Genomic DNA, 5,345 nt, shown 5'->3' with positions numbered 1-5,345 from the left:
CGCGCGCAGGCGGCGGATCAGGTCGCCCGCGCTCACCGGCTCGGCGCCCAGCGCGACGAGCTCCGCGTGCTTCTCGTCCGGGACGTCGTAGTGGTCCAGGTCGAAGGCGCGCCGGGGCAGGCCGGCGCGCTCGGCGAACGCGTGCAGCTCGGCCAGCGAGGTGTCGCTCACCAGGTGCGACCAGTACCGGCCGTGCCGGGGCCAGAGCGGTGGGTCGACGAGGACCGTCACGCCCCGGGCCGGACGGGGTGCCGCTCGCCCGCGCCCGGGCGGAGCGTGCCGGTGGCGTCGGCGGTGCCGCCCGCCCCGGTCGCCGGGACCCCGCCCGCGGAGGTGTCTGCGGAGCCGTCGGCCGCCTCGAGCTCGGCGAGCACCTTCTCGAGCTTGTGCAGCTCGGCGCCGAGGTTCTGCCGCGCGGGCTCCTCCCACGCCGCGCCCAGCGGGCTGACGAACAGGCTCGGCCGCTTGAGCAGCTTGCGCACGATCTTGACCCGGGCGCGCAGGTAGTCCGGCATCGGGATGTCGGCGTACTCCTCGCGCACGTCGTGCAGGTACGCCTTGTAGCGCTGCGGCTCGGCCGCGAGCATCGCCAGGTCGGCGTCGCACAGGACCGCGCAGTCGAAGTCGGTGGGGTCGGCGGCGTGCCGGACCAGGGCGATCACCATCTGGTGCACGCGCTCGACCCGCTCGGCCGGGACCCCGAGGTCGGTGAGCTGCTCGCGGGCGAGCCGGGCCGAGGCGACCTCGTCCTCGCCGCCGCGGTTCGCGTACGCCGCGACCTGCCGGCCGTCGAACACCGCGCCGTGGTACCAGGCGGCGAGCCGGACCAGGTCGGGCTCGTGGGTCTCCTCGGCGAGCTCGTCCACCCGGGCCAGCACGTCGGTCAGGTGCCGGAGGTTGTGGTACGTCCGGCCGGGGCCGGTCCACCGCTCCACGAGATCGGATCCGACCGCGCGGAGCGCGTCCTCGGGTGCGGTCGCTCCCGCCCCCTTCGCGCTGCGGACGAACGCGGACAACAGCCACTGTGGCGCGTCGTAGACGCCCATGGGAACAGCCTCACTGCGACAGACGACCCTGCTCGGACGCGCCATCGTAGACCCATCCGGACGGGGTTCCGCCACGCGGGCGCCGTCAGCCGGACGGGTGACGTTCAGGCGCCGGCGAGGGGGGTCGCGTCGCCCGTGCCGTCGCCGGTCACGGTGTCCGCGGGGTCCTCGTCGGCGCCTGCGGCGGGCAGCGCGACCCGGATCGTCGCACCGCCGCCGGGGGTCTGCGTGATCGCGACGTCGCCGTGGTGCGCCTCGACGATGGCCGCGACGATCGCCATGCCGAGGCCGGCGCCGCCGCCGGTGCCGTCGCCCTCGCGGGTGCGGCTGGCGTCCACCCGGTAGAACCGCTCGAACACCCGCGCGGCGTGCTCCGGGGCGATGCCCGGGCCGTGGTCGCGGACCTCGAGGACCACCCGGTCGCCGACCCGGCCCACGCCGAGCTCGGCCGGCGTGCCCGCGGGGGTGTGCCGGGCGACGTTCCCGACCAGGTTCGCGACCACCTGTCGCAGCCGGGACTCGTCGCCGCGCACGACGGTCACCGGCGCCGAGCCGGCGGGCCCGGGACCCGCGCCGCCGGACAGCGGCCCGACCCGCACCTCGCGGGTCGGGTCGATGGCCCGCAGGTCGTGCGCCGCGTCGGTGGCGAGCACCGCCAGGTCGACGGGCTCGGTGCGCCCGGGGCGGTCGGCGTCCAGCCGGGCGAGCGCCAGCAGGTCCTCGACGAGCCCGCCCATCCGGGTCGCCGACTGCTCGATGCGCCGCATCGTGTCGTCGACCTGGTCCTTCTCGGTCAGCGCGCCCATCCGGTACAGCTCGCCGTAGCCGCGGATCGCCGCCAGCGGGGTGCGCAGCTCGTGCGAGGCGTCGGCGACGAACCGGCGCATCCGCTCCTCGGACCGGGTGCGCGCGTCGAACGCGGACTCGATCTGGGCGAGCATCGAGTTCAGCGCCGCGCCGAGCCGGCCGACCTCGGTGGTCTCCGGGGCGGGCGGGACGCGCTGGGACAGGTCGCCGGCGGCGATCTGGGCGGCGGTGCCCTCGATCTCGCGCAGGCCGCGCAGCGAGCGGCGCACGGCCCAGGTGCCGACGACCGCGCCGATGACGAGGATCGCGAGGGCGCTGGTCCACAGCAGGAACGCGGCCTGCCGGACGGTGTCCTGCACCTCCGCCAGCGGCTCCGCGTACATGATGTAGCCGATCGTGGTCCGGTTCGAGGTCACCGGCTGCACGACGACGCGCCAGGCGGAGCCGCGCTCGGTGCTCGTCACGGAGAACGCGTGCCGGGTCAGCCCCGCGACCTCGTCGAGGGTCGTCACGTCCGGCAGGTGCGGCGAGCCGTACTTCTCGACCACCTCGTCGGCCGGGGCGATCGTCGCCTCGGAGTCGAAGACCTGGGCGACGACCGCGAAGTCGGAGCCCAGGTAGTACGCCGACAGGTCGCTGATGTCGTGGGTCTGGTTGTACTTCTCGCCCATCCACTGCCGCAGCGCCGCCGCGGAGGTCGTGAGCCGGCCGTCGACCTGCTCCACCAGGTACCTGGACAGCAGCGTGGTCGTCGCGGTGCCCGCGATCGCCAGGCCCATGCCGAGCAGGACGGTCGTGATGCCGACCAGCCGCGCGAGCAGCGGCGTGCGCGCCCAGACGTCCCGGGCCGGCCGCAGCACGCCGTCGAGCGGCCGCGGCGCGCCCTCCGGGCCCCCGTCGCGGCCGGGCTGCTGCTCGTCCGCCGTCGGGCCCCCCGGCGCCGCGAACGCCTCCGACGTCGTGGTCACGACCCGCTCGGCCGGCGCAGCATGTACCCGACGCCGCGCTTGGTCTGGATCAGGGGGTCGACCCGGGTGCCGTCCGGGCGCTGGACCTGGTCGACCTTGCGCCGCAGGTACGAGATGTACGACTCGACGATGTTCGCGTCGCCGCCCCAGTCGTACTGCCAGACGTGGTCGAGGATCTGCGCCTTGGACAGCACGCGGCCGGGGTTGAGCAGCAGGTAGCGCAGCAGCTTGAACTCGGTGGGGGACAGGTCGACGACCTGCCCGGCCCGGCGCACCTCGTGGCTGTCCTCGTCGAGCTCGAGGTCCTCGTAGGACAGCACGCTGGCGGAGGCGACCTCGGCCTGGGTGCGGCGCAGGATCGCCCGGATCCGCGCGACGACCTCCTCCAGGCTGAACGGCTTGGTGACGTAGTCGTCGCCGCCGACGGTGAGGCCGGTGATCTTGTCGGCGGTGTCGTCGCGCGCGGTGAGGAACAGCACCGGGACGTGCTGGCCCTTGTCGCGCAGCCGCCGGGTGACGGTGAACCCGTCCATGTCGGGGAGCATGACGTCGAGCACCAGCAGGTCGGGCTGCACCTGCTTGGCGAGGCGGAGCGCGGCGCCGCCGTCGGCGGCCGCGTGCACCTCGAAGCCGGCGAAGCGCAGCGAGGTTGCGAGGAGCTCGCGGATGTTCGGCTCGTCGTCCACGACGAGGAGCGTCGCCTCGGGGGTGCGGTCTGCTGCGGTCACGGTCCCAGTGTGCTCCCCGAGCCTGGAGGATTCCTGGGAGCGAACTGGTCGTGCCGGGTTCGCGGTACGGTACCGCCCCGTGAGTGCAGCCGATTCTCCCACCGGTTCCCTGACGCCCGTCGTGACCGTCGTCCAGCTCGACGCCGCGGTGCCGCTCGACCGGTTCGCCGACCACCTCGACGGGGTGGACGTCCGCCTGGTCCGCGCGTACGCGGGCGAGCAGCCGGGCGCGGACGACCGCCTGGACGGCCTGATCGTCCTCGGCGGGAACATGTCCGCCCACGACGAGCACGAGCCGGGCATCCCCGAGACCCGTGCCCTGCTGGCCGACGCCGCGCGCGCCGGCGTGCCGACCCTCGGCATCTGCCTGGGCGCGCAGCTGCTCGCGGTCGCCACCGGCGGCCGCGTCGACGTCGCCGCCCCTCCCGGGCGCGAGGCCGGCGTCGTGGACGTCCGCTGGCGCCCCGAGGCCGCGGCCGACCCGCTGCTCGGCCCGCTGGCCGCGGACGCCGAGCGCGCCGGGACCCGCAGCACCCCGATGCCGACCATGCACGCGGACGCGGTCGTCGACCTGCCGCGGAACGCGACCTGGCTCGCCGCGTCGCGCACCTACCCGTACCAGGCGTTCCGGATCGGGGACGCGGCCTGGGGCCTGCAGTTCCACCCCGAGGCCTCGCCCGGGCTGATGGCCGCGTGGTCGGCGGACGCCGGCGACGCCCCGGAGGAGCAGGCCGCCATCGCCGAGGCCGTCACGGCCGCGGACGACGTGGTGCAGGTCGAGGGCGCGCGGATCGCCCGGGCGTTCGCGGGCATCGTGGCCGTGCGCGCCGCGGAGCGCACCGCGGCCTGACCCCCGACGACGCGACGGCCCGGCACCCCTCGAGCGGGGTGCCGGGCCGTCGCGCGTGTCGCGGGCCGAGGCGGCTCAGGCCTCGATCTGCGGCGTCACCGGGGTGCTGCCCAGCTGCTGCGGCTGCCCGCCGCCCTTGAGCGCGGCGAGCCGGGCCTCGATCTCGATCTGGGCGCCGTCGGCCTCGAGCTCGGCGAACTGCGAGTCCAGCGAGGACGCGGCGATCTCCGCCTGGCCCATCGCGAGGGCCTCCTCGCGGCGCACCTTCTCCTCGAACCGGGCGAGCTCGCTGGTCGGGTCCAGCACGTTGATCGACGAGATCGCGGTCTGCACGGTCTGCTGGGCCTGGGCCGACTTCTGCCGGGCGACCAGGGTGTCCCGGCGCTGCTTGAGCTGGCCGAGCTTGTCCTTCATCTGCGCCAGGCCGGCCTTGAGCTTGTCGACCGTCTCGCGCTGCGAGGCGATCAGCGGCTCGGCGTCGCGGACCTCGCCCTCCGAGGCGATCTGCTTGCCGAGCGCGACCTTGGCCAGGTTGTCGAACTTGTCGGCGTTGACGGTGTCGCCGGCCTGGCGGTACTGGTCCGCGCGCGCGGACGCGGCGAGCGCCTTGCTGCCCCACTCGCGGGCGGCGGCGACGTCCTCGTTGTAGTCCTGCTCGGCGAGGCGCAGGTTGCCGATCGTCTGCGCGATGGCCTTCTCGGCCTCCGCGATCGAGTTGGTGTAGTCGCGCACCAGCTGGTCCAGCATCTTCTGCGGGTCCTCGGCCTGGTCGATCAGCGCGTTGATGTTCGCCCGCGCGAGCTGGGTGATCCGCCCGAAGATGCTCTGCTTCTCGGTCATCGCCTCGTGCCTCTCTCGTGTCTTGCGTCTGCCGAACATGTCCTAGAACCCGCCCCCGCGGCCACCGCCGCCGAAGCCGCCGCCACCGCCGCCGAACCCGCCGCCG

Annotated in this window: 6 protein-coding genes; 1 reads left to right on the top strand and 5 read right to left on the bottom strand. The window is 74.9% G+C overall.

The annotated features are described in order from the left end of the window. The 4 genes from G6556_RS16810 to G6556_RS16795 all read right to left on the bottom strand — a co-directional run. A partial coding sequence (locus G6556_RS16810; protein ID WP_166943986.1) for a DUF4031 domain-containing protein occupies positions 1-231 on the bottom strand: 231 nt, incomplete at its 3' end. After that, positions 228-1,046, bottom strand: a complete 819-nt coding sequence (locus G6556_RS16805; protein ID WP_240934660.1) for a hypothetical protein — start codon at positions 1,044-1,046, stop codon at positions 228-230. The genes G6556_RS16810 and G6556_RS16805, both read right to left, overlap by 4 nt. Before the next feature lie 104 nt (positions 1,047-1,150). Next, the gene (locus tag G6556_RS16800) at positions 1,151-2,821 is read right to left on the bottom strand and encodes a HAMP domain-containing sensor histidine kinase (RefSeq protein ID WP_346774961.1); all 1,671 of its coding nucleotides are present in this window, start codon (positions 2,819-2,821) and stop codon (positions 1,151-1,153) included. After that, positions 2,818-3,549: a response regulator transcription factor gene (locus tag G6556_RS16795; protein ID WP_166943984.1), complete on the bottom strand. Its 732-nt coding sequence runs from the start codon at positions 3,547-3,549 to the stop codon at positions 2,818-2,820. Before G6556_RS16795 ends, G6556_RS16800 begins: the two co-directional genes overlap by 4 nt. A gap of 121 nt (positions 3,550-3,670) precedes the next feature. Between G6556_RS16795 and G6556_RS16790 the strand changes: the two genes are divergently transcribed. Further along, the gene (locus tag G6556_RS16790; protein WP_166943983.1) at positions 3,671-4,399 is read left to right on the top strand and encodes a type 1 glutamine amidotransferase; all 729 of its coding nucleotides are present in this window, start codon (positions 3,671-3,673) and stop codon (positions 4,397-4,399) included. 75 nt (positions 4,400-4,474) lie between these two features. Here the strand turns inward: G6556_RS16790 and G6556_RS16785 are convergent, their stop codons facing one another. Beyond that, positions 4,475-5,239 carry a PspA/IM30 family protein gene (locus tag G6556_RS16785; protein ID WP_166943982.1) on the bottom strand — a complete coding sequence of 255 codons (765 nt, stop codon included), beginning with the start codon at positions 5,237-5,239 and terminating at the stop codon, positions 4,475-4,477. Positions 5,240-5,345: the final 106 nt, after the last annotated feature.

Source organism: Cellulomonas sp. IC4_254, assembly GCF_011603975.1.
In the GTDB taxonomy this organism is placed as follows: domain Bacteria; phylum Actinomycetota; class Actinomycetes; order Actinomycetales; family Cellulomonadaceae; genus Cellulomonas.
Note: the sequence above shows the minus strand (reverse complement) of the source record. Positions and strands in the feature narration are given on the sequence as shown.